We start from the raw sequence: 21,144 nt of genomic DNA on the forward strand, positions 1-21,144 counted from the left end.
CTCTATGAAGAAGACGTCTCGGATACTGGCGGCCGCGCTGCTGGTCGTTGGAAGCGGATTGGCATTGCAAGCGGCCAAAGCACAACAGGCGGGACTTCACCGCACCGATCTCTTGCAGCACGATCTCGGCCAGCCGGGCCGCGAAACGATCCAGGTGCGCGTCGACTTCGATCCCGGTGCCGTCTCCATCAAGCACTCCCATCCGGGCGAAGAGGTGGCCTATGTGCTCGAAGGCTCGCTGGAATATCAGATCGAGGGGAGAGCGCCGGTCACGCTTCATGCCGGCGATGCCCTGTTCATTCCGGCCGGGGTGGCTCATCTCGCGAAGAATGTCGGCAGCGGCAAGGCATCGGAACTCGCGACATACATCGTCGAAAAAGGCTCCCCGCTCGTCGTTCCGGCCAAGTGAGCGTCCGTCATGGATGCCGAGAACCGCGGCGCGACAACAACCGGCGGCTCCGTGCTCTCCCCCCGGTCTCAAACACGTGGACAGAGGCGGACATTTCGCCGCGTGGGGAGGGCCGGATCTCTTCGGCGCCGAGCTGCGTGCCGCTTTCCGGTCCTTGCGTCGACCCCCGCATTACGGCACAGGCATGAGCCGGTGAATACTGCTGTCACGGTATTCTCGTTCTGATAAGAAATGGCGGTCAAAGGGGTGTCTTGCCATGGAGCACATCGATCACATCCTGATCGTCGATGACGATCGGGAAATCCGCGAGCTTGTGTCGGCTTACCTGAAGAAGAACGGTTTGCGCGTGACCGCCGTCGCCGACGGGCGGCAGATGCGGACCTTCCTGGAGGCGAATACGGTCGATCTGATCATTCTCGATCTGATGATGCCGGGCGACGACGGCCTCGTCTTGAGCCGCGAACTGCGTGTCGGCAGACACAAGGCGACGCCCATCGTCATGCTGACCGCCCGCTCGGACGAGATGGACCGCATCCTCGGGCTGGAAATGGGCGCCGACGACTATATCGCCAAACCGTTCTCGGCGCGCGAACTGCTCGCCCGCATCAAGGCGGTCCTGCGGCGCGCGCGAATGCTGCCAGCGAACCTGCAGGTCTCGGAGGCAGGTCAGCTGTTGCGTTTCGGCCAATGGAGGCTCGACACGACGGCAAGGCATCTCATCGATGCGGACGGTACTGCGATCGCGCTCAGCGGCGCCGAATACCGGCTGCTGCGCGTCTTCGTCGATCACCCCCAGCGCGTCCTCAACCGCGATCAGCTCCTCAACCTCACACAGGGGCGCGAGGCCGAACTCTTCGACCGATCGATTGATCTCCTGGTCAGCCGGGTTCGCCAGCGGCTCGGCGACGATGCCCGGGAGCCGACCTATATCAAGACCGTCCGCAGCGAAGGCTATGTTTTTTCGGTGCCGGTCGAGATCGTGGAGCCCCGCTGATGGCGGCGCGGTCGATTCTCCATGGTATTCACTTGTGGCCGCGCACACTCAGGGCGCGGCTTTTCGTTATCCTTCTCGCCGGCTTGGCGGTCGCCCACGCCATGTCCTTTGCGGTTCTGTTCTCGGAACGCTACATCGCCGCCAGGTCGGTGATGTTCAATACGCTCGAAACCGACGTCGCGACGTCTATCGCCATTCTCGACCGGCTCCCCGCGAGCGAACGCGCCGCCTGGCTGGGCCGGCTCGCTCGCGGATCCTACCGCTTCGTCCTGGGGCCGGGCATGCCCGGCAGTCCCGTGCTCAATGAGGCCGACGCCGAGGTCGCCGACAAGGTCCGGGCTGCAATCGGTGCGAAATATCCGATCGAGGTCGAATCCATCCCCGGCGGCGTCCGCCGTCTTCAGGCGCATCTTCGCTTGAGCGATGGCGAGCCGCTGACGATAGACGTCACGCCAAGGGGCGTCATGCCGGTTGCCGACTGGCTGCCTTACGTTCTCGTCGCTCAGCTTTCCCTTCTGGTCCTGTGCAGCTGGTTGGCAGTGCGGCAGGCCACCCGCCCGCTCGCGGATCTGGCGAAGGCCGCCGACACGCTCGATCCGAACAGCAAGACGCCGCGCCTCAGCGAGACCGGACCGAGGGAAGTCGCCTATGCGGCGACGGCATTCAATGCGATGCGGGATCGCATCGCGCAGTATCTGGAGGAGCGCGTGCAGATACTGGCCGCGATCTCGCATGACCTGCAAACACCGATCACACGGATGAAACTCCGAGCGGAAATGGCCGAAGCGTCCATCGAGAGAGACAAGCTGATGAGGGATCTGGACGAGGTCGAACGTCTCGTCAGGGAAGGTGTCGCCTATGCACGCAGCGCCCACGGCAAGGACGAAAAGGCTACCCGCATCGATCTCGCCTCGTTCATCGAGAGTTTGGCCTATGATTATCAGGATACCGGCAAGGCCGTCACTTTCGGCAAATTGGCGGACGGCGCAATCTTGACCCGGCCGCACGCCTTGAGACGGATTCTCACCAACCTGATCGACAATGCGCTGAAGTTCGGGGGCAGCGCCGAGATCGAGGTTCAGCGCCGTCCCGAGGGCACAGTGACCATAAACGTCCTCGATCGCGGTCCCGGCATTCCGGAAGACCAGCTCGAAGCGGTTCTGCAGCCCTTCTTCCGCCTGGAGCAATCACGCAGCCGGGATACGGGCGGGACCGGGCTCGGCCTCGCAATCGCCCAACAGCTCGCGACGGTCATCGGCGGCTCCCTGACCTTGCGCAACCGCGACGGCGGCGGCCTTGCCGCGGAGCTTTCCCTGGAGCGTTTCACTGTTTCATCAAAACAGTGAAACGCTCACCTTTGAAACGACGCACTTCCCGGAAGTGCTCCAAGGGCTGCCTGAGGAGCTATCGACCCCGTCTGATCCGCGAGACGGGCAGCTTACCAAACGAACGGGGCGGTCTGGACCGCCCCGTTATGCATGATCATTTCAGGCTGCAGTGTCTCAGGCCGGCTGCGGCTCGCCGGACTGCTCCCGGACAATGTAATCGGCGTACCAGATGGGCCAGTCTTCGTCCCGGTGTCCGAGCTGCTTTTCGTACTCGCCGTGGGCTGCTTCGGCGCGGCGGAACGCGGCTGCGAGATCGGCGGCCGAACCGAACGCCGTCGCGTCCGCGTCGACGCGGCCGGGCAATCGCGTGGTGACCTCCTGGAAAAGCCAGCCATTGCCGTCCGGATCGCGGAACGAAGCGTAGGAGCGATAGCTGCGGCGCTCGGGATCAGGGCCGTCGACACGATGCGTTCCGAACAGATACGGTTCGTCGCTCCCGGCATTCACGTCGCCCGCATGGAACACCTCGCTGATATCGACGCCGCGGCCGCGCAACTCCTCGCGGGCGGCCTCGATGTCGGAAACGATGAGGTACAATCCCTGCGCAGACCCCGGTTCCGCATCGGTCACATGCCTTCCGAAGATGACCGAGGCACCCGATCCGGGCGGGGTAAACTGTATCACGCGGTAGTCGTCGGCACCGGCAAAGTCGGCGTCGAGCCTCCAGCCGAGGCTCGCGTAGAATTCCTTTGCGCGATCGACATCCGACACGGGTACGACGATAACTTCGAGCTTCATATCGACCGGCCGGGCTCTTTCGCTATTGATTGCGGTGGTCATGTCATTTTCCTCTTGTCTGGGAGGCGCAAGGCGCCATGTGCCTTCTTGGTTGACGATGCGGGACGGAAGCTGCATGCCTCGTCCGACTGTCGAGACACATATGCCGCCCCGCACGTGTATGGGATGTTTCGCAAGGGGCGGAATTTGTAAGCCAATCCGCACGGGACCGCCGGCGGATACAGTTCGATACGAGGACATTGCTCCGCAGGCGAAAGCGATCAGAAACGATCGACGTCGACGACCGCCTGGGCAAAAGCCTGTGGGGCTTCCTGCGGCAGGTTGTGACCGATACCGCCCGAGATCAGCCGGTGCTCGTACTTGCCGGAGAACTTCTTGGCATAGGCCGCGGGCTCCGGATGCGGAGCGCCATTGGCATCGCCTTCCAGGGTGATCGTCGGAACACCGATCACCGGCAGTTCGGCAAGCCGGGCTTCCAGCCCATCATATTTGCGCTCGCCGTCGGCAAGGCCGATCCGCCAGCGGTAATTATTGATGGTGATGTCGACATGATCCGGGTTGTCCAAGGCCTCAGCGCTTCGATTGAAGGTGGCGTCGTCGAAACCCCATTTCGGCGATGCGAGCTGCCAGATGAGCTTCGCGAACTCCTTCCGGTACTGTTCGTAGCCCGCGCGCCCGCGCTCCGTGGCGAAGTAGAACTGGTACCACCAGGCAAGCTCCGCCTTCGGCGGCAAAGGCTTTTTATTGGTTTCACGGCTGCCGATCAGATAGCCGCTCACCGAAACCAATGCCTTGCAGCGCTCCGGCCAGAGTGCGGCGACGATATTGGCGGTGCGTGCGCCCCAATCGCAGCCGGCGATGACGGCCTTCTCGATGCCGAGCGCATCCATCAGGGCGACGATGTCGGCGGCGATCGCCGCCTGCTGGCCGTTGCGCGGTGTGTCGGGGGATAAAAATCGCGTCGTGCCGTAGCCACGCAGATAAGGAACGACCACCCGGTAGCCCGCCGTCGCGAGCAGGGGCGCCACATCGACATAGGTGTGGATGTCATAGGGCCAGCCATGCAGCAGGATGACCACGGGCGCATCGCTCGCGCCCGCCTCGGCATACCCGATGTTGAGGACACCCGCGTCGATCTGCCTGATCTTAGCGAAAGATGTATTGGTCCCCGGCGCTGTCGCCGGAATGCGAGCCTCGCTCGTTGATTTTGCGAGGGCGCCGCGTCCAACGCCGAAATGCGCCGCAGCGACGGTCAATGCCGCCACTCCCATGAACCGCCGCCGCCGCAGATTGAATTCCCCTGTCATCGAACTTCTCCGGATAGTGTGAACCACAGCCGTGAAATGCGATGGTGATGTATCTCGAATGTGAGCCCGCCCGACCGCAATTGAAAGCCCGTGTACCGTTTCACGGCCGTCGATACAGTAGGCTACAATTCACGCGCGCCAGACCTCACGGCACCGACGCGCGCGCTCCTCTCTTCTTTCATCCGAATGTAAAAACGAAGGCTTCGACGCCGGGATCGAGAAAGCGTATCTCGAACGTCCGTTCGCGCACTTCTCCCGACTGCCTTACGAGCTGATAGAGGCGCGTCTCGCCCACCGTTCCATTGCCGTCGGAATTGATGTCCGAACCGTGATCCGGGCCCGGTGCTGCACCGTCGACTTTCACCTGAAAGCGCACCCTGCCGCCGTTTTTCCCAGGGCCGAGGACAAGGTGCAGATCGCGCGCGCTGAACCTGTAGGTGATTGCGCCCCCGGCCCGATTGAGTGTCGCCTGCTCTGCACCAACCGTCCAGTTGCCGGCGAGACTCCATTGATTGAGCCGAGGCTTGCCGGCGGTATAATCGCGCGCCGCATCGGCTGCGACACGCTCCGGCGACACGAAGTTCGAAGCGCGCATGTAGCCGACATAATCCTCGCCCGACTGGAGGTGGGCGAGATCGGGCGCGGCTTCGGCGCCCGTCGCATCCGGCCGCACGAAACCACTGTCGCTCCGGCTACTCTCTGCCGCTTCCGCGAGCAGCTCCTGTATGACGCGCTCCGACCGCGCATAATCGCCCTCACCGAAGTGATGGTGTCTGATCCGCCCTTCTGCATCGATGAAATAGTGCGCCGGCCAGTAGCTGTTGCCGAAGGCGCGCCAGATCGCGAAATCGTTGTCGATCGCAACGGGATAGCGGATATCGAAGTCCGTCACTGCGCGCTTGACGTTGTCGATGCGCTTTTCGAAGGCGAATTCGGGCGCATGCACGCCGATCACCACCAGCCCCTGGTCCCGGTACTTCTCGGCCCAGGCGCGGACATAGGGGATCGTACGGATGCAATTGATGCAGGAGTAGGTCCAGAAATCGACGAGCACGACCTTGCCGCGCAGCTGTTCCACGCTCAAAGGCTTCGAGTTGACCCACTCGACGGCACCGTCCAGCGGCGGGAACATGCCTTCCACCGGCAAGTCGCTTCGGTAGGCCGGTCGCTCGCCGTCGGCGGCCGTTGACGCGCTCGCCCTCTCCTCGACGGGATCGTCCCGCACACGGTCGAGGAGCGACTGCTCCAGGGCTGCGGTGCTTGCATAGGAGAGGCGCGCAAGCTGCCCCGTATCGAGCCCCAGCGCGATTGCGGCAACGCCGGCAAGTACGGCAATGCCGAGGCCCTGCCGGAGCCGCTCGCCAAGGCCGAGTGAGCGCTTCATCGCCGCAAAAACTCTCCCCCCGGCAAGAACGGCCAAGGCGAGCGAAGTCGCCGCGCCGGTAGCATAGGCCGCCAGCAGAAGCGTGGTCTCGACATTCGCACCATGGAGGGCGGCGCCGGTCAGCACCAGGCCCAGAATTGGGCCCGCGCAGGGCGCCCAAAGAAGCCCGGTTGCAACACCGAGAAGGAGAGACGCTCCGACGCTCGGCTGCTGACCGGCCACCCTTTGTGAGAGCCGGCTGCCGAGTGCGACGGCCGGACGAGTGAACAGGGCCGCGGCCCGCGCCGAAAGCAGGGTCACGCCGAAACCGGCGAGCACTGCGATCGCCGCATACCGCCCCGCCACATTCGCGTTCACCGCCCAGTCCCCGCCGAGCGCGGCGAGTGTTGCCACGCCCGAGAATGTGAGAACCATGCCGACGAGCATCGGTAGAACGCTCCTGGCGAAGGGCTGGCCGGCCCGCGAAAACACGAAGGGCAAGACCGGGAGGATGCAGGGGCTGAGGATGGTCAGCACACCTGCAAGATAAGCTATCGTGAAAAGGATCATTTTCGTCCCTCTGCATTGGACCTGCGCCTCTCGCGGCGGCGGTCGCGCTTGACACGCGGAGCATGGGACCAGAGCGAGGTATCCCGATTGTGTCTCGTAACGAGGGGATCTGTATCGAAGTGCAGAAAGCCTCACGGGCCTTCTGCAGCATCATGCCAGCCGGCAAGGATGACTACTGTAGAAGCTTCAGCAGTTCTCTGGCGGCGGATGTGGACGACGACGGGTTCTGGCCGGTGACCAGCCTGCCGTCCACAACCGTGAAGTCGGCCCAATCCTCAGCCTTCTCGTAGCGCCCGCCGAGGCGCTTCAATTCGTCTTCGACCAGGAAGGGCACGACATCGGTCAGTTGAACGGCCTCCTCTTCGGAATTGGTGAAGCCCGTGACGCGCCTTCCCTTGACGATGGGCTCGCCGCGATGCGTGACCTGCGTCAGGACGGCCGGGCCGTGGCAGACGGCGGCGACCGGCTTGCCCGCGTCGTAGAAGCCTTCGATAAGGGCCATGGAATTCCTGTCGTTGACGAGGTCCCACATCGGACCGTGTCCGCCCGGATAGAACACCGCGTCGTAGTCCTCCTGGTTGACTTCACCGAGCTTCAGAGTATTTGCCAATGCTTCCCTGGCTGCGGGGTCGTCCTTGAAGCGCTCCATCGCTGCAGTCCGGCTGGCTGGCTCATCGCTCTTGGGGTCGATCGGCGGCTGGCCGCCCTTGGGCGACGCGATCGTGACCTCCGCCCCGGCGTCCTTGAACACGTAATAGGGCGCAGCAAACTCCTCAAGCCAGAAGCCGGTCGGCTTGCCTGTATTGCCGAGCCGGTCATGCGAAGTCAGAACCATCAGGATCTTCATGGTCATTCTCCTTCGTTGAAGCGCTTCCAAGCGCAGGATCGCGCGGATACGCAGCCTATTCTCGAGCCGTGACCGTATGTTGGCGAGGCTCTCGCGGACCGCCGGCCAGTACAGCCCTGCCACCATCATTTGCGTATTGCCGTCTTCGGGTGAATACTCGCTTTGTGGCAGTCACTGTACCGAGGAACGGCAGAATAATGGACCGCATCGATGCAATGAAAGTTTTCGTCGCCGCGATCGACGAAGGCAGCCTCGCCGGGGCGGCCCGCCGGCTGAAGCGCTCGCCCACAGCGGTGAGTCGCGCCTTGAGCTTCCTGGAAGCGCATGTCGGCGTTGAGCTTCTGCATCGAACCACCCGCACCCTCAAACTGAGTGAAGCAGGCCAACGCTATGCGGCCGCCTGCCGACGGGTGCTAACCGACCTCGAGGAAGCCGACATGCTCGCAGGAGGCGAGCGCTCCGCACCCCGTGGGATGTTGACGATTTCGTCGCCACCAATCCTCGGGGAGGAAATACTTCGCCCCATCCTGGATGATTTTCTCGATCTCTACCCGACCGTTTCTGTCCGGCTTCTTCTCCTCGATCGCTTCGTCAACCTGGTGGACGAAGGCGTCGACATAGCGCTGCGCATCGGCCAACTGGCAGACTCGTCTCTCATCTCAACCCGGCTCGGCGGCGATGTGCGGCGCGTCGTGGTCGCCTCGCCTCGGTACCTCGCCAATCACCCCCGCATCGAAGAACCGGCCGATCTCGCCAAGCACCAGATACTGGCCTTCACCAATTTCGGTCTGGAATCCTGGAGCTTCACACCGGCGAAAGGCTCATCCCTCCCCAGGACGGTCCAGTTTAAGCCCAGATGCATCGTCAACAGCGTGCGCGCTGCCGCCGCTTCGGCGGCTGCCGGACGAGGCCTGACGCGGCTTTATTCCTATCACGTCGCGGAATATGTGAAGGACGGGCGCCTGGAGATCGTGCTCTCCGATGCCGAGCATCCGCCCCTGCCGGCGCATTTGCTCGCACCGCAGGGCCGAATGTCGGTCCCCAAGGTCCGCGCCTTTGTCGACTTTGCGGCGCCGCGTCTGCGCTCCGAATTTGCGCGCATGGCAGCGGAGGCGGGCACGCTTACATGATTATGCCGGAATCCGGTCGAGTGTCTGTCAAGTACCGGCAATTCTCCCAAAGATCGCACCGATCTAATTTCAATCGCACCAACGCCGAGGGCGGAGGGCGGACGCAGGAAGCGGCCGCTGCGATCGAGAAAGGATCACATCAATGCGTAACGAACAGAAAGTCGTCGTCATCACCGGCGCCTCGCAAGGCATCGGCGCCGGACTGGTTCGCGCCTATCGTGACCGGAACTACCGCGTCGTCGCGACCTCCCGGTCCATCAAGCCGAGCGCCGATCCGGATATCCATACCGTCGGCGGCGACATCAGCGAGCCGGAGACCGCCGACCGGATCGTGCGCGAGGGGATCGAGCGCTTCGGCCGCATCGACTCTCTGGTGAACAATGCCGGCGTTTTCCTCGCCAAGCCGTTCGTCGAAATGACCCAGGAGGATTACGACCACAATCTCGGGGTGAATGTCGCCGGCTTCTTCCACATCACCCAGCGTGCCGCAGCGGAAATGCTGAAGCAGGGTTCGGGCCATATTGTCAGCATCACCACCAGCCTGGTCGATCAGCCGATGGTCGGCATGCCCTCCGCACTCGCGTCGCTCACCAAAGGTGGCCTGAACGCGGTGACCCGGTCGCTGGCGATGGAGTTTTCCAGGAGCGGCGTCCGCGTCAACGCGGTCTCCCCAGGGGTAATCAAGACCTCGATGCATCCGGCTGAGACGCATTCGACGCTCGCCGGCCTGCACCCGGTCGGCCGGATGGGCGAAATTCGCGACGTCGTGGATGCCGTCCTCTATCTCGAAAATGCGGGATTCATCACCGGCGAGATCCTTCATGTCGACGGCGGTCAGAACGCGGGACGCTGGTAAACGGCATATCGCCCTGCGACGACACACGAACCAGATCCGCAAAGGAGACTGCAATGCCTATCGTCACCGTACAGGTTACCCGCGAGGGAAGCGCACCCGGCCGCAACTCGGTCACCGCCGAGGAGAAGGCCGCGATCATCAGGGGCGTCAGCGAAGTGCTGCTCGATGTCCTGAACAAACCGCTTGAATCCACCTATGTGGTTATCGAGGAAGTCGATCTCGACAACTGGGGCTGGGGTGGCCTCCCGACGGTGCAATACCGCCGGCAGCGCGCCGAGGCGGCACAATTCTGAAACCGGCTCATCTGCCCCGCCGCTCGCGGCACGCTTCACTTTAGAAGCGTGCCGACACCGTTAACGGTCATGCCCGGCCGCGATAATTCATGGCGACGACCGACGGCGCCGAAAGCTGTTCCACTTCAAGCGTCAGGCGATCGCGAAGCGGAGACCGGATGCAAACCGGGTCCGTTGCGCTCGCGTCGCCGGCAAGCGCCATCGCCTGGCAGCGGCAGCCACCGAAATCCACCTTCTTGCGCTCGCAGCTCCGACAGAGCTCCGGCATCCAGTCCTCGCCGCGATAGGCATTGAACGCATTGCTCTCGTACCAGATGCTGGAAAGTGATTTTTCGCGCACGTTCTCGAAGGAGAGGCTCGGAATGGTTTCCGCGGCATGGCATGGAAGCACCCGCCCAGACGGCGTGACGTTCAAGCCGACGCGGCCCCAGCCGCCCATGCAGGCCTTCGGATACTTCGAGTAATAATCGGCGGGCACATAGTCGATCACCAATAGGCCTTGATATTTCTCGCGTGCTTCGGCGACGGTTCGCGTAGCGCGCTCGACCTGCTCGCGGGTCGGCATGAGAACCTCTTTGTTGCGCTCGGCCCAGCCGTGGAACTGCACGGTGGCGACTTCGATGCGTCGTGCCTTCAGCCGGATCGCCAGCTCGATCATCTCATCGATCTCGCCCATGTTCTGCCTGTGGCAGACGGCGTTCAGTGTCAGCGGTATAGCCGCATCGGTCGCCCAGCCTGCGACCGCCATTTTCCGTTCATAGCCGCCTTTGTACCCGCCGATCCGATCGGCGCTTTCGGGAGAAACGCCCTGGATGGAAAGCTGGATATGGTCGAGCCCCACCTCGGCGAGACTGTTCATCCTCGCTTCCGTCAGTCCCACGCCCGAGGTGATCAGGTTGGTGTAAAGGCCCAGCGTACTCGCCGCCTGCGTCAATTCGACGAGGTCCCGGCGCGCGGCAGGCTCCCCGCCGGACAGGTGCAGATGCAGGACGCCGAGATCGGCGGCTTGCGCGAAGACGCCTGTCCATTCCTCGGTCGACAGTTCTTCCTTGGCTTGCGTCAGGGCGATCGGGTTGGAGCAATAGGGGCAGGCGAGCGGACAGCGATGCGTCAGTTCCGCCAGCATGGCCATCGGTGGGGGGACACGCGGGATGGCGCGCACAATATCGGCTGGTCGGGCGATGGTGTCGCTCATTGGACGATCTCCAGCATGCGGCGGACCGAGAGCTCCTGGACGAAAGTCCTGACATCCTCCGCGATCTCTTCGACCGGGGCGTCGAACTTCTCGGCAAAATCGGCGGCGATCCGGTCAAGGTTCCGTTCGCCATCGAGCGCCTGAACGATGGCCACGGCGATGTCGTCCACGGCCATGGCACGCTCCGGAGCCAGAAGCACCGTCTGGCCTCGGACCGGATCCTCATGCAGCCGGACCCCTCGTGCCAGCTTGACGACGCTCGACCCAGAAATCTCGGGCGCGTCGGCCGTCATTCCGCCGCCTCCCGTGCTCTCGGCTCGCGGATCACCCCCTCCCGGCCGTCCCAGGCACCCGGCGGAATGCGCCTCGGCGTGACATAGGCCGAATAAAGCGCATCGAGCTGGGCCCAAAGAACATCCGTCTTGAAGGTGAGAGCCTGAGCGGCAGCGTCCTGCTTTTCCCGCGTGTCGGCATGGTCGAGGACATAAGCGAGGCCGAACTCGACATCCCGGGGCGCCTCCGCCAGCCTCTGGCGGAAGTAGGCGAGCGCCGCGTCATCGGCGAAGGCGTAGTGCTCCAGCAGCCCGGTAATGCGCTCCGAGTGGATCTTCGGCGCAAAAAGCTCCGTCAGCGAGGAGGCCACCGCCTCGAGGAGCGGCTTCTCACGCACGAAGGAGACATAGGCGTCCACGGCAAACCGGGTCGACGGCAGAACGCCCCTTGCCGAGCCGACATAGGCTGGATCGAGTCCGACGGCCTCGGCCAGACGCAGCCAGCGCCGGATGCCGCCGCCCTCTTCGACGCCGCCGTCGTGATCTTCGATGCGGGAGCGCCAGGCCCGGCGCATATCAGGATCGTCGCAACGCGACAGAAAGGCCGCATCCTTCATGGGGATGCGGCTCTGGTAATAGAAGCGGTTGATCACCCAGGCGCGGACCTGCGTCGTCGTGCAACCGCCGCCATGGAGCATCGCATGAAACGGATGCTTGTCATGATAGCGCTCCTTGCCGATCTCCAGCAGGCGGGCATGGAAAGCTTGTCTGTCAGTTGCCGTCGTCACAGCCGGACCTCCATGCCGTCATAGCCGATCTCGAAACCGCGGGCCTCGACGCGCTCGCGCTCGGTGCCGGCCCGCCAGATCGGGTTGGTGTTGTTGATATGGACATAGATCTTTCTGCGGATGTTCAAGAGATCGAGCGCCTCGAGACTGCCGCCCTCCCCGTCGATCGGCATGTGGCCCATGCGACGGCCTGTCTTGCGGCCGGTCCCTGTCAGGATCATCTCGTCATCGGAGAAGAGCGTGCCGTCGAAGAAGACGGCATCGGCATCGCGCAGGCGCGCGGCGAGGCTATCCGTCATCACGGCGCAGCCCGGAACATAATAGACCCGCCTGTCGCCGGCCTTCAGTTCGACACCGACCGTGTGCTCGCCCTCGATACCCAGATCGGGCTCGCCGTCCTCCAGAAAGAGCGGCACCTTGCCCGGAACGGCGAAGAGCCGTGCAACGAGGCCCGGCAGCGGAGAGAACGCCTCATCGATTTCGATGGTTTCTCTTGAAACCAGCTCCGGGTCGAGGACCTGGAAGACCGGATTGTCGGCGACGATCCGGCCGACCGCGCCGGTCGAAAACAGGGTGAATGCCTGCTTCTCCCGCAAGACGAGAAGCCCTGCCAGATGGTCGATGTCGCCATTCGTCAGCACCACGCTCTCGACGGGGCTGTGACGAAGGCGGCGCGGCTGAAGCGGCCGATTGTTTTGAACCTGCTGGCGGATGTCGGGGGAGGCGTTGAAGACGGCCCAGCTCTCACCGTCGAGACTCACCGCGAGCGACGACTGCGTTTGCGGTCTGAGGCCGGAGGCCGGATCGCGCGCCATCGCGCAGTTGCGACAGCCGCAATTCCATTGCGGGAGACCGCCGCCGGCGGCGGCCCCCAAGACGATGATGCGAAGATCGGACGTTTTGTTCACCGGGATACCTGATGCCTTACCGATCCTCGTCAAGCTGGCCTTCAGAAGAGGATCGGTTCATCCCCGTCCGCAGGTGCATAGCGGGTGATTTCCATAGCGCAGCTGACTTCGATGAATTTCGGTTTATGCCAGGCCATACTTCCTCCATTCGCCCGTGGGGTCGTTGTGCTCGCTCCCGTTCCGGCAGGCGCCCTTGCGGTCGGGGCGGGCATGAAACCAGGCAGGACCTATAGCAGTCGCTGCCCGGGTCGAGGGCCGGAACCGCAGTCCGCTGCTCCGGCAGAGCCCGGCGGCGCCGTAGCCGGGCTTTAGGCATCGTAAAGTCTCCTCTTGGGGCGCATGGTAGCAAGCGATGTGGTGCCCCACAATTACGACCTAGGTGTTGGTCGCCGCCGCCTTCCGCCCCCATGAAGCTCACCTCTAGCCGAATGCGTTGGCTGGATAAGGCTTGCTGACCACAGGCAGATAGCGCGCTCCGGACGCCAGCACGAATCGCTCGAAAGCCTGCATGGCCGGGGTGGCGGCACGGTCCAGGCGCGACACGGTAAACCACTGCCGGCGGATCGGCGTGTCGACCACGTCGAGGATCACGAGCCTGCCGAGCTTTACCTCCTGCTCTATCGTATGGGCCGAGATGAAGGCGATTCCGAGACCGGCGATGACGGCCTGCTTGATCGTCTCGTTCGAGGCGATCTCGGTGCCGAGTTCCTCGAGCTCGTGCGGCGTGTCGCTCAGGAAGATCTCGAGGGAGATACGCGTTCCCGATCCTTTTTCGCGCACCAGGAACTGTTCCTGGGCGATCCGCTCCCGTGAAATCTCCAGCGCGCCCGCGAGCGGGTGACCGGCGGGGGCGATGAAGACCAGTGGATGATCGCCGAACACCTGCGCCCGCACCTCGAAATCGCGCGGCGGCCGCCCCATCAGAGCGATGTCGATCTCATGATCCCGCAACTTGGCGATGATCTCGGCCCGGTTGCCGATGAAGAGATTTATCTCCACGGCGGGAACCCGATCGCGAAAGGCGGCAATCAGCTGCGGCGCGAAATATTTCCCGGTCGACACGACTCCGAGGCGCAACCGCCCGGTTCTGAGCCCCTTGATGGCATCTATCGAATCCTCGAGGGCAATGAGGCTGTCCTCGATCGCCCGCGCCGCTTCGAGAAAGGCAAGGCCGTAGGCCGTCGGCACCATGCCGCCGCGCGTGCGGTCGAAGAGCGCAATGCCGGCATCCCGTTCCAGATGCTGGATCTGCAGGGTGAGCGCCGGTCCGGTCAGTCCCAAGGCTTCGGCGGCGAGGTTGATCTTCCCCAACCGGCAAACGGCCTCGACGGTGCGGAGCTGGCGAAAGGTCACGTTGCGCATGGATCATCGTAAGTAAATTTAACTTATGAAGTCAAATGAATAAATTTTACAAACTCCCCTTTTACGCCATCCTTCCCTCGATAGCGTGCGGAGGAGACATCATGTCAGGCGCAACTCTCGAAGCTTACCTCGCTTCATGCACGGCCCGCGGCGACGACCTTACGCGGGACGTGGCCGCCGTGATCCAGAGGCTGGCTAAGGCCGCTCTCGACATCCGCAAGCTCGTCGGCCAGGGCGCGCTCGGCACCGCTTTCAACGGCACCCACGGCAACAGCAACACGGATGGCGATCTGCAGAAGGACCTCGACATCCTGTGCGACGACCAATTCCTGTCGTCACTGCAAGGCGCCCCCGTCGCATGCTACGCCTCGGAAGAACTGGAAAATCCCGTTCTGCTCGACCCGGCTGCGCGCCTCGCGGTTGCCATCGACCCGCTCGACGGCTCTTCGAACATCGATAACAACGTTTCCATCGGCACGATCTTCTCGGTGCTTCCCGCCGCCAAGGGGCCGGACGTGGACCCCTCCCAGTCCTTCCTGCAACCTGGAAACCGGCAACTGGCGGCGGGCTTCTTCATCTACGGGCCGCAGACCGCTCTGGTGCTGTCGCTCGGCAAGGGGACGGAGATCTTCGTCTTCTCCAGCAGGCTCGGATGTTTCGTCGAGGCCTGCAAGTCGGCCAGCATCCCGGAGCGCGCGCACGAATTTGCCATCAACATGTCGAACTACCGGCACTGGGAAGAAGCCATCCGGCTCTATGTCGACGACTGCCTGGCAGGCTCCGAGGGGCCCCGCGAGCGGGATTTCAACATGCGCTGGATCGCCTCGCTCGTCGCGGAAACCTATCGCATCCTCATCCGCGGCGGGATCTTTCTCTATCCCGCCGACGGCCGGAAGGGATATAGCCAGGGCCGGCTGCGGCTGGTCTACGAGGCGAACCCCATCGCCTTCATCATCGAGAATGCCGGCGGCGCGGCCACCACGTCCATCGACCGCATTCTCGATCTCGTTCCGGAAAATCTGCACCAGCGCGTGCCTCTGGTTTTCGGCTCGCGCCGCGAGGTGGCGCGCATCACCCGCTATCACGTCGACCCGAACATGATTGGCGAACGCGCTCCGCTCTTCGGCAAGCGCGGTCTGTTCCGGGCCTGAGGAGAAAAATATGTCGGCCAAATACCCCATCATCTCCATCACAGGTTCGTCCGGCGCCGGCACCACGACCGTCAAGGACACTTTCGAGAAGATATTCAAGCGCGAGAACATCTCGGCGTCCTTCATCGAAGGCGATGCCTTTCATCGCTTCGACCGGGAAACCATGCGCAGCAAGATCGCGGAGGAAAAAGCCCGAGGCGTCGACTTCACGCATTTCTCCGCCGAGGCGAACGAACTGGAGATCCTCGAAAGCGTCTTTGCCGAATATGGCCGGCGCGGGGTCGGGCGCACCCGTCACTATGTGCACGACGAGGCCGAGGCCGCGAAATTCGGCTCGGACCCAGGCACGTTCACCGACTGGGAAGAATTCCGCGACAGCGATCTTCTCTTCTACGAGGGGCTGCATGGCTGCGCCGTCACCGACACGGTCAATCTCGCCCAGCATTGCGACCTGAAGATCGGCGTCGTGCCCGTCATCAATCTCGAATGGATCCAGAAGATTCATCGCGACAAGGCGACCCGCGGCTACTCCACCGAGGCCGTGACCGACACCATCCTGCGGCGCATGCCCGACTATGTGAACTATATCTGCCCGCAGTTCTCCCTGACGGACATCAATTTCCAGCGCGTGCCGATCGTCGACACGTCCAATCCCTTCATCGCCCGCTGGATACCGACGCCGGCCGAATCCATCCTGGTCATCCGCTTCGCCAAGCCGCAAAGCATCGATTTCCCCTACCTGCTGTCGATGCTGCACAACAGCTACATGTCGCGCGCCAATTCCATCGTGGTGCCGGGCGACAAGCTCGATCTCGCCATGCAGCTGATCTTCACCCCGCTCATCCACAAGCTGCTCGAGCGCAAGCACCGCATGTCGTGAGGAGGACATCATGAATGTTTCGCAGCAGATCGGACCCCGCGCCGCCTCGGAGCGCAGCATGGCCGATGCCATCCGGTTTCTTTCCATGGACGCCGTCGAGAAGGCCAACTCCGGTCACCCCGGCATGCCGATGGGCATGGCCGACGCGGTGACGGTTCTCTTCAACCGCTTCATCAGGATCGATCCGTCACGCCCCGACTGGCCGGACCGCGACCGATTCGTGCTTTCGGCCGGCCATGGCTCGATGCTGCTCTATTCGCTCCATCACCTCATCGGCTTCGCCGATATGCCGATGGCCGAGCTTTCATCCTTCCGCCAGCTCGGCTCGAAAACGGCCGGCCACCCCGAATACGGCCATGCCCTCGGTATCGAGACCACCACCGGCCCGCTGGGCCAGGGGATCTCGACCGCGGTCGGCATGGCGATCGCCGAACAGATGATGGCCGCCCGCTTCGGCAGTGCGCTCTGCAACCACTTCACCTACGTGGTAGCCGGAGACGGCTGTCTGCAGGAGGGGATCAGCCACGAGGCCATCGACCTTGCCGGACATTTGAAATTGCGCAAGCTCATCGTGCTGTGGGACGACAACCGGATTTCGATCGACGGCTCCACCGATCTCTCCACCTCGATGAACCAGCTTGCGCGTTTCCGCGCCGCCGGCTGGGATGCGCAAGCCGTCGACGGCCACGACCCCGGCGCGGTGGCAAAAGCGATCGAACGGGCGCGCCGGACCCGAAAGCCGTCGCTGATCGCCTGCCGCACCCGCATCGGCAAGGGTGCCGCCAGCATGGAGGGCTCGCACAAGACCCACGGCGCGGCACTCGGCGAAAAGGAGATCGCTGCCACACGCGAAAGCCTCGGTTGGCCGCATCCGCCCTTCTTCGTTCCATCTGAGATCAAGGGTGCCTGGGAAAAGGTGGCGGCGCGGGGCCGCTCGGCTCGCGAGGCCTGGGAAATCCGCCTCGACTCTTCGCGCTCGAAAAAGCGCTACGAGCAGACCATAGGGCGGCTGCTCGACGGCGAGGTCGGCGATCTGCTTGCAAGATTCCGGGACGCGCATCGTACAAGGGCTACGAAGGTCGCGACGCGTCAGGCCTCGCAGATGGCTCTGGAAGTCATCAACGGCGCCACCGCTTTGACGATCGGCGGCTCGGCCGATCTGACCGGCTCCAACCTGACGCTGACCTCGCAGACCCAGCCCATCTCGCCGGGCAATTTCAAGGGCCGCTACCTACATTACGGCATCCGCGAGCACGGCATGGCGGCCGCCATGAACGGCATCGCTCTCCATGGCGGCTTCATCCCCTATGGGGGCACTTTCCTGGTCTTTTCCGACTATGCTCGCGGTGCGATGCGCCTTTCGGCCCTGATGGGTCTGCCCGTCATCTATGTGCTGACGCATGTTTCCATCGGGCTCGGCGAAGACGGACCGACGCACCAGCCGGTCGAGCATCTGGCCATGCTGCGCGCCACGCCCAACCTCAATGTCTTCCGGCCGGCCGACATCATCGAGACGGCAGAATGCTGGGAGATCGCGCTTGGCGAGAAGAACACGCCGAGCGTCCTCGCCCTTTCGCGGCAGGCCCTGCCGATGCTGCGCCGGACAAACGGAAACGAGAACCTGTCGGCGCTCGGGGCCTATGTCCTGAGGGAAGCGCGCGGCGACCGGGACATCACGCTTCTTGCCACGGGATCCGAAGTCGAGATCGCCGTAGCCGCGGCGGAGCGCCTGCAGGCCGAAGAAGGCATAGCAGCGGCAGTGGTCTCCATGCCGTGCTGGGAGAAGTTCGAGGCTCAGGACGCGGCCTATCACAGGCAGGTCCTCGGAGATGCACCGCGCATCGCCATCGAGGCGGCGGGCCGCCTCGGCTGGGACCGTTGGATGGGCCCCGACAGTGCCTTCGTCGGCATGACGGGCTTTGGTGCCTCGGCACCGGCCGGAGACCTCTACCGCCATTTCGGCATCACCGCCGACCATGTCGTCGCAGAAGCCCTGGAGCTTCTCCGCCGGGCTTACCCGGAAACGCCGCCAGCAGATGCCCGGACCGGCAATCCGATCGCCCACATCGTCAGATCATCCGAGGAGGCATGACAATGGCCCGCATCACGCTTCGCCAGTTGCTCGATCACGCTGCCGAACGCAGCTATGGCGTGCCGGCATTCAACATCAACAACATGGAGCAGGGGCTTGCGATCATGGAGGCGGCGCGCGCCTGCGACGCTCCCGTGATCCTCCAGGTCTCCCGTGGTGCCCGCTCCTACGCGAACGACGTCATGCTCGCCAAGATGATGGAAGCTTTGGAAGAGATGTATCCGGACATTCCGCTCTGCATCCACCAGGATCACGGCAACAATGTCGCGACGTGCCTCACGGCGATCCAGCACGGCTTCACCTCGGTGATGATGGACGGCTCGCTGAAGGAGGATGCCAAGACCCCTGCCGATTACGACTATAACGTCTCGATCACGGCAGAGGTGAGCCGCCTCGCGCACATGGTCGGCGCCTCGGTCGAAGGCGAACTCGGCTGTCTCGGTTCGCTCGAGACCGGCCATGGCGAGGCCGAGGACGGCCACGGCTTCGAAGGCGCGCTCGACCGTTCGCAACTGCTTACCGATCCGGGCGAAGCCGCCCGCTTCGTCGCCGAGACCGGCGTCGATGCGCTGGCCGTCGCCATCGGCACCTCGCACGGGGCCTATAAGTTTACCCGCAAGCCGACCGGCGAAGTCCTCGCTATGGACGTGATCGAGAAGATCCATGAGCGGCTGCCGAACACCCATATCGTCATGCACGGCTCCTCCTCCGTACCGCAGGAATGGCAGGACGTTTTCAACGCCCATGGCGGCCAGATGCGCGAGACCTACGGCGTCCCCGTCGAGGAGATCGTCCGTGGCATCCGCTTCGGCGTGCGCAAGGTCAATATCGACACCGACCTGCGCCTTGCCGCAGCCGCTGCCTTTCGCCGCGTCGCCGACACGAGCCGCACCGAATTCGATCCCCGCAAATTCCTTAAAGCCGCCATGGAAGCCATGTCGTCGGTCTGCAAGGCCCGTTTCGAGGCCTTCGGCACCGCCGGAAACGCATCCCGCATCAAGGTCGTGCCGATGTCGGAGATGGCCCGCCGCTACGCAAGCGGCTCCCTGAAACCCCAGCCTGCGCGGTCGGAAGCCGCCTGATCGCATCCATTCAGAGGAAAGGACCCCAACCATGAATGCCGACGCAAAGACAGAGATCAAGGGCCGCGAACGTTACAAGGCCGGCGTGCTGAAATACGCCCAGATGGGCTATTGGAACGGAGACTACGAGCCGAAGGACACCGATCTGATCGCGCTCTTCCGCATCACGCCGCAGGACGGCGTCGATCCGATCGAAGCGGCCGCCGCCGTCGCCGGCGAAAGCTCGACGGCCACATGGACGGTCGTCTGGACCGATCGCCTGACGGCCTGCGATCAATACCGCGCCAAGGCCTACCGGGTCGATCCGGTACCGGGAACGCCGGGGCAGTATTTCTGCTATGTCGCCTACGACCTCATCCTCTTCGAGGAGGGGTCTATCGCGAACCTGACCGCATCGATCATCGGCAACGTCTTCTCGTTCAAGCCGCTGAAGGCGGCAAGGCTCGAGGACATGCGGCTGCCTGTCGCCTATGTGAAGACCTTCAGGGGCCCGCCGACCGGCATCGTCGTGGAGCGCGAACGGCTCGACAAGTTCGGCAAGCCGCTGCTGGGTGCCACGACCAAACCGAAGCTCGGCCTGTCGGGCAAGAACTATGGCCGCGTCGTCTATGAGGGGCTGAAGGGCGGCCTCGACTTCATGAAGGACGACGAGAACATCAATTCGCAGCCCTTCATGCATTGGCGCGACCGGTATCTCTACTGCATGGAGGCCGTCAACCACGCTTCCGCCGTCACCGGCGAGGTAAAGGGGCACTATCTCAACATCACTGCCGGCACGATGGAGGAAATGTACCGCCGAGCCGAATTCGCCAAGGAGCTCGGCTCGGTCATCGTCATGGTCGATCTCATCGTCGGCTGGACTGCGATCCAGTCCATATCGGAATGGTGCCGGCAGAACGACATGATCCTGCACATGCACCGGGCCGGTCACGGCACCTATACGCGGCAGAAGAACCACGGCATCTCCTTCCGCGTGATCGCCAAATGGCTGCGGCTCGCCGGTGTCGACCACCTGCATGCGGGCACGGCCGTCGGCAAGCTCGAGGGCGACCCGCCGACGGTGCAGGGCTACTACAATGTCTGCCGCGAAATGAAGAACGAGGTCGACCTTCCGCGCGGTCTGTTCTTCGAGCAGGACTGGGCGGACCTCAAGAAGGTCATGCCGGTCGCCTCGGGCGGCATCCATGCCGGCCAGATGCACCAGCTGCTCGATCTTTTCGGCGACGATGTCGTACTGCAATTCGGCGGCGGCACGATCGGTCATCCGATGGGCATCCAGGCGGGGGCCACCGCCAACCGCGTCGCCCTGGAAGCCATGGTGCTCGCCCGCAACGAGGGGCGCGACATCGCCCACGAAGGTCCCGAGATCCTGCGGGCGGCGGCGAAGTGGTGCAAGCCGCTGGAAGCGGCCCTCGATATCTGGGGCAATATCAGCTTCAACTACACCCCGACCGATACGTCGGATTTCGTGCCGAGCGTAACCGCGGCCTGACAGACACGAGGGCCTGACAGACCCGAA

21 protein-coding genes are annotated in these 21,144 nt (G+C 63.5%); 11 read left to right on the forward strand and 10 right to left on the reverse strand.

Annotated features, from left to right (window positions below):
- Nucleotides 1-4: 4 nt before the first annotated feature.
- From AC6CIG_RS18100 to AC6CIG_RS18110, 3 genes are all read left to right on the forward strand, one after another.
- Nucleotides 5-409: a cupin domain-containing protein gene (locus AC6CIG_RS18100; protein WP_498323236.1), complete on the forward strand. Its 405-nt coding sequence runs from the start codon at nt 5-7 to the stop codon at nt 407-409.
- 256 nt (nt 410-665) lie between these two features.
- Entirely contained in the window at nt 666-1,403 is a 738-nt protein-coding gene (locus AC6CIG_RS18105) for a response regulator (RefSeq protein ID WP_498323238.1), read from the forward strand.
- Nucleotides 1,403-2,749 carry an ATP-binding protein gene (locus tag AC6CIG_RS18110; protein WP_498323240.1) on the forward strand — a complete coding sequence of 449 codons (1,347 nt, stop codon included), beginning with the start codon at nt 1,403-1,405 and terminating at the stop codon, nt 2,747-2,749. Before AC6CIG_RS18105 ends, AC6CIG_RS18110 begins: the two co-directional genes overlap by 1 nt.
- A 156-nt stretch (nt 2,750-2,905) precedes the next feature.
- Here the strand turns inward: AC6CIG_RS18110 and AC6CIG_RS18115 are convergent, their stop codons facing one another.
- The 4 genes from AC6CIG_RS18115 to AC6CIG_RS18130 form a co-directional block, all read right to left on the reverse strand.
- A complete protein-coding gene (locus AC6CIG_RS18115; protein ID WP_494297648.1) occupies nt 2,906-3,646 on the reverse strand; it encodes a VOC family protein in 741 nt (246 codons plus the stop codon).
- A gap of 143 nt (nt 3,647-3,789) precedes the next feature.
- A complete protein-coding gene (locus tag AC6CIG_RS18120; protein ID WP_498323241.1) occupies nt 3,790-4,836 on the reverse strand; it encodes an alpha/beta fold hydrolase in 1,047 nt (348 codons plus the stop codon).
- 178 nt (nt 4,837-5,014) lie between these two features.
- Entirely contained in the window at nt 5,015-6,769 is a 1,755-nt protein-coding gene (locus AC6CIG_RS18125; RefSeq protein WP_498323243.1) for a cytochrome c biogenesis protein DipZ, read from the reverse strand.
- Between the two features lie 172 nt (nt 6,770-6,941).
- The gene (locus AC6CIG_RS18130; protein ID WP_498323244.1) at nt 6,942-7,616 is read right to left on the reverse strand and encodes a type 1 glutamine amidotransferase domain-containing protein; all 675 of its coding nucleotides are present in this window, start codon (nt 7,614-7,616) and stop codon (nt 6,942-6,944) included.
- 197 nt (nt 7,617-7,813) lie between these two features.
- Between AC6CIG_RS18130 and AC6CIG_RS18135 the strand changes: the two genes are divergently transcribed.
- The 3 genes from AC6CIG_RS18135 (at nt 7,814) to AC6CIG_RS18145 (ending at nt 9,895) form a co-directional block, all read left to right on the forward strand.
- The gene (locus AC6CIG_RS18135; RefSeq protein ID WP_437416745.1) at nt 7,814-8,746 is read left to right on the forward strand and encodes a LysR family transcriptional regulator; all 933 of its coding nucleotides are present in this window, start codon (nt 7,814-7,816) and stop codon (nt 8,744-8,746) included.
- Between the two features lie 142 nt (nt 8,747-8,888).
- Entirely contained in the window at nt 8,889-9,602 is a 714-nt protein-coding gene (locus AC6CIG_RS18140) for an SDR family NAD(P)-dependent oxidoreductase (protein ID WP_127708528.1), read from the forward strand.
- Nucleotides 9,603-9,655: 53 nt separating this feature from the next.
- Nucleotides 9,656-9,895 (forward strand): tautomerase family protein, encoded by a 240-nt coding sequence (locus tag AC6CIG_RS18145; RefSeq protein WP_018098042.1) that lies wholly within the window; start codon nt 9,656-9,658, stop codon nt 9,893-9,895.
- Between the two features lie 67 nt (nt 9,896-9,962).
- Here AC6CIG_RS18145 and pqqE read toward each other — a convergent pair whose 3' ends face one another.
- From pqqE to AC6CIG_RS18175, 6 genes are all read right to left on the reverse strand, one after another.
- Nucleotides 9,963-11,090, reverse strand: coding sequence for a pyrroloquinoline quinone biosynthesis protein PqqE (gene pqqE, locus AC6CIG_RS18150; RefSeq protein ID WP_498323245.1), 1,128 nt, complete (start codon nt 11,088-11,090; stop codon nt 9,963-9,965).
- A complete protein-coding gene (gene pqqD / locus AC6CIG_RS18155; RefSeq protein ID WP_018098044.1) occupies nt 11,087-11,383 on the reverse strand; it encodes a pyrroloquinoline quinone biosynthesis peptide chaperone PqqD in 297 nt (98 codons plus the stop codon). The genes pqqE and pqqD overlap by 4 nt, the downstream gene beginning before the upstream one ends.
- Nucleotides 11,380-12,150 (reverse strand): pyrroloquinoline-quinone synthase PqqC, encoded by a 771-nt coding sequence (gene pqqC, locus AC6CIG_RS18160; RefSeq protein ID WP_498323247.1) that lies wholly within the window; start codon nt 12,148-12,150, stop codon nt 11,380-11,382. The genes pqqD and pqqC overlap by 4 nt, the downstream gene beginning before the upstream one ends.
- Complete coding sequence (gene pqqB, locus AC6CIG_RS18165) at nt 12,147-13,058, reverse strand: pyrroloquinoline quinone biosynthesis protein PqqB (RefSeq protein WP_498323249.1); 912 nt, start codon at nt 13,056-13,058, stop codon at nt 12,147-12,149. Before pqqB ends, pqqC begins: the two co-directional genes overlap by 4 nt.
- 41 nt (nt 13,059-13,099) lie before the next feature.
- The gene (gene pqqA / locus AC6CIG_RS18170) at nt 13,100-13,195 is read right to left on the reverse strand and encodes a pyrroloquinoline quinone precursor peptide PqqA (protein ID WP_003528714.1); all 96 of its coding nucleotides are present in this window, start codon (nt 13,193-13,195) and stop codon (nt 13,100-13,102) included.
- A 283-nt stretch (nt 13,196-13,478) separates the two neighbouring features.
- Nucleotides 13,479-14,420, reverse strand: a complete 942-nt coding sequence (locus AC6CIG_RS18175) for a LysR family transcriptional regulator (RefSeq protein WP_498323251.1) — start codon at nt 14,418-14,420, stop codon at nt 13,479-13,481.
- A 101-nt stretch (nt 14,421-14,521) separates the two neighbouring features.
- Between AC6CIG_RS18175 and AC6CIG_RS18180 the strand changes: the two genes are divergently transcribed.
- From AC6CIG_RS18180 to AC6CIG_RS18200, 5 genes are read left to right on the forward strand one after another with little or no spacing between them, the layout of a single operon-like run.
- Nucleotides 14,522-15,571, forward strand: coding sequence for a class 1 fructose-bisphosphatase (locus AC6CIG_RS18180; protein WP_498323253.1), 1,050 nt, complete (start codon nt 14,522-14,524; stop codon nt 15,569-15,571).
- A gap of 10 nt (nt 15,572-15,581) precedes the next feature.
- Entirely contained in the window at nt 15,582-16,451 is an 870-nt protein-coding gene (locus tag AC6CIG_RS18185; protein WP_100672548.1) for a phosphoribulokinase, read from the forward strand.
- Nucleotides 16,452-16,461: 10 nt separating this feature from the next.
- Nucleotides 16,462-18,543: a transketolase gene (gene tkt / locus AC6CIG_RS18190; protein ID WP_498323255.1), complete on the forward strand. Its 2,082-nt coding sequence runs from the start codon at nt 16,462-16,464 to the stop codon at nt 18,541-18,543.
- A gap of 2 nt (nt 18,544-18,545) precedes the next feature.
- Nucleotides 18,546-19,625, forward strand: a complete 1,080-nt coding sequence (gene fba, locus AC6CIG_RS18195; protein WP_498323257.1) for a class II fructose-bisphosphate aldolase — start codon at nt 18,546-18,548, stop codon at nt 19,623-19,625.
- 31 nt (nt 19,626-19,656) lie between these two features.
- Nucleotides 19,657-21,117: a form I ribulose bisphosphate carboxylase large subunit gene (locus AC6CIG_RS18200; protein ID WP_010975100.1), complete on the forward strand. Its 1,461-nt coding sequence runs from the start codon at nt 19,657-19,659 to the stop codon at nt 21,115-21,117.
- Nucleotides 21,118-21,144: the final 27 nt, after the last annotated feature.

The organism is Sinorhizobium sp. GQ132 (assembly GCF_059758575.1).

Bases quoted from the DNA above. Each gene is read 5' to 3' on its own strand.
- AC6CIG_RS18125 (WP_498323243.1), bottom strand. From the start codon at position 6,769: ATGATCCTTTTCACGATAGCTTATCTTGCAGGTGTGCTGACCATCCTC.
- AC6CIG_RS18135 (WP_437416745.1), top strand. From the start codon at position 7,814: ATGGACCGCATCGATGCAATGAAAGTTTTCGTCGCCGCGATCGACGAA.
- AC6CIG_RS18175 (WP_498323251.1), bottom strand. From the start codon at position 14,420: ATGCGCAACGTGACCTTTCGCCAGCTCCGCACCGTCGAGGCCGTTTGC.
- AC6CIG_RS18200 (WP_010975100.1), top strand. From the start codon at position 19,657: ATGAATGCCGACGCAAAGACAGAGATCAAGGGCCGCGAACGTTACAAG.
- pqqE (WP_498323245.1), bottom strand. From the start codon at position 11,090: ATGAGCGACACCATCGCCCGACCAGCCGATATTGTGCGCGCCATCCCG.
- AC6CIG_RS18145 (WP_018098042.1), top strand. From the start codon at position 9,656: ATGCCTATCGTCACCGTACAGGTTACCCGCGAGGGAAGCGCACCCGGC.
- AC6CIG_RS18140 (WP_127708528.1), top strand. From the start codon at position 8,889: ATGCGTAACGAACAGAAAGTCGTCGTCATCACCGGCGCCTCGCAAGGC.
- pqqA (WP_003528714.1), bottom strand. From the start codon at position 13,195: ATGGCCTGGCATAAACCGAAATTCATCGAAGTCAGCTGCGCTATGGAA.
- AC6CIG_RS18110 (WP_498323240.1), top strand. From the start codon at position 1,403: ATGGCGGCGCGGTCGATTCTCCATGGTATTCACTTGTGGCCGCGCACA.
- AC6CIG_RS18115 (WP_494297648.1), bottom strand. From the start codon at position 3,646: ATGCAGCTTCCGTCCCGCATCGTCAACCAAGAAGGCACATGGCGCCTT.
- AC6CIG_RS18130 (WP_498323244.1), bottom strand. From the start codon at position 7,616: ATGAAGATCCTGATGGTTCTGACTTCGCATGACCGGCTCGGCAATACA.
- tkt (WP_498323255.1), top strand. From the start codon at position 16,462: ATGAATGTTTCGCAGCAGATCGGACCCCGCGCCGCCTCGGAGCGCAGC.
- AC6CIG_RS18180 (WP_498323253.1), top strand. From the start codon at position 14,522: ATGTCAGGCGCAACTCTCGAAGCTTACCTCGCTTCATGCACGGCCCGC.
- pqqD (WP_018098044.1), bottom strand. From the start codon at position 11,383: ATGACGGCCGACGCGCCCGAGATTTCTGGGTCGAGCGTCGTCAAGCTG.
- AC6CIG_RS18185 (WP_100672548.1), top strand. From the start codon at position 15,582: ATGTCGGCCAAATACCCCATCATCTCCATCACAGGTTCGTCCGGCGCC.
- AC6CIG_RS18105 (WP_498323238.1), top strand. From the start codon at position 666: ATGGAGCACATCGATCACATCCTGATCGTCGATGACGATCGGGAAATC.
- fba (WP_498323257.1), top strand. From the start codon at position 18,546: ATGGCCCGCATCACGCTTCGCCAGTTGCTCGATCACGCTGCCGAACGC.
- AC6CIG_RS18100 (WP_498323236.1), top strand. From the start codon at position 5: ATGAAGAAGACGTCTCGGATACTGGCGGCCGCGCTGCTGGTCGTTGGA.
- AC6CIG_RS18120 (WP_498323241.1), bottom strand. From the start codon at position 4,836: ATGACAGGGGAATTCAATCTGCGGCGGCGGCGGTTCATGGGAGTGGCG.